Source organism: Microvirga sp. P4_G7, assembly GCF_056401005.1.
This window is the reverse complement of record NZ_JBFUKD010000936.1, coordinates 1-1,145: the sequence shown is the minus strand read 5'-3', so window position 1 is coordinate 1,145 and position 1,145 is coordinate 1. Positions and strand designations below refer to the sequence as shown.

The 1,145-nt window shown below is 65.2% G+C and carries 2 protein-coding genes; one reads left to right on the top strand and one right to left on the bottom strand.

What is annotated here, in order from left to right; genetic code table 11:
- Positions 1–261 precede the first annotated feature (261 nt).
- On the top strand, positions 262–966 hold the full coding sequence (gene ung / locus AC1DT3_RS22060) for a uracil-DNA glycosylase (protein ID WP_477467310.1): 705 nt from the start codon (positions 262–264) through the stop codon (positions 964–966).
- 22 nt (positions 967–988) lie between these two features.
- Here ung and AC1DT3_RS22055 read toward each other — a convergent pair whose 3' ends face one another.
- Positions 989–1,132 carry a hypothetical protein gene (locus AC1DT3_RS22055; protein ID WP_477467311.1) on the bottom strand — a complete coding sequence of 48 codons (144 nt, stop codon included), beginning with the start codon at positions 1,130–1,132 and terminating at the stop codon, positions 989–991.
- Positions 1,133–1,145: the final 13 nt, after the last annotated feature.

The following is a 1,145-nucleotide window of genomic DNA, read 5'->3' as shown; positions in this document are numbered from 1 at the left end:
CGACAGCAACAGGGAGAAGCCGAGAAGGCCTGCGCGCAGAGAGGGAGCGATGGGGCGGCGCTGAAGCATGGGCGATTGTCCTTGAATGAGGATTTTGACTCGAGGGTGACCCCTGAAATCTAGACAGCCAACGTGTCACAGAAGTAACACTCTGTCACGAGCCCGGTGCGCAGACTTTAGGCACGTCTGCACATCAATAATTCCTCGTCGATCACAGGGGGATCGACGGACGAAAACCATACCCACCTTGGGAGATCGACGATGGACGGACCGGTCGGCCAGGCCCTCGCCGCCTTGCGCCGCGACCCGCGCGCGGCGGGCTGGCGCGAACTGCCCTTCTTCGCCGGACCGGCCGCCCATCAGGTTGCCGACCGGGTGGACGCCCGCGCGGCCGCCGGAGCGCATATTCTTCCCCCGGCGCCGGATGTTTTCAACGCGCTCCTGTTGACGCCGCTGGACCGGGTCAAGGCCGTCATTCTCGGGCAGGACCCCTACCCGACCCCGGGAGACGCGCACGGCCTCGCCTTCTCCTATCGCGGAGTACGGCGTCTCCCCGCGTCCCTGAAGACCATACTTGCGGAGATGGCCGAGGAGACCGGATCGTCGCTGCCGCGCAAAGGCGATCTCACGCCGTGGGCGGAACAGGGGGTCCTTCTTCTCAATACCGCGCTGACGGTGGAAGCGGGCAACGCGGGCGCGCATCTCAAAATGGGATGGTCGGCGCTTGCCGATCAGGTCGTTGCGCACGTCTCGAAGAGCCGGCCCGCCGTCGCCTTTCTCCTCTGGGGAGGACCGGCGCGGCGACGGGCGGAGCTTGTCGACGACGCGAAGCACCTGGTGATCGCGTGCGGGCATCCGTCCCCGCTCAATCGCTTGCGCGATTTCCGCGGTTCGCGCCCGTTTACGCGAACGAATGAATGGCTCGTCGAGAACGGCCTGTCACCCATCGAATGGCGACTGGAGTGACGATCAGAGTCGCGGCGGCAGATTACTCCGCCGCGATCGGGAGCGGTTGCTCGGGTGCCCGGAACTGGTTCAGCAAGACGACTTCTTCCGCCTTCGCCGCTTTCAGATTCCGCTCCTTGATATGGCCGTAGCCACGGATCTTTTGCGGCAGATCGGCGAGCGCGATCGCAGCCGCGTGG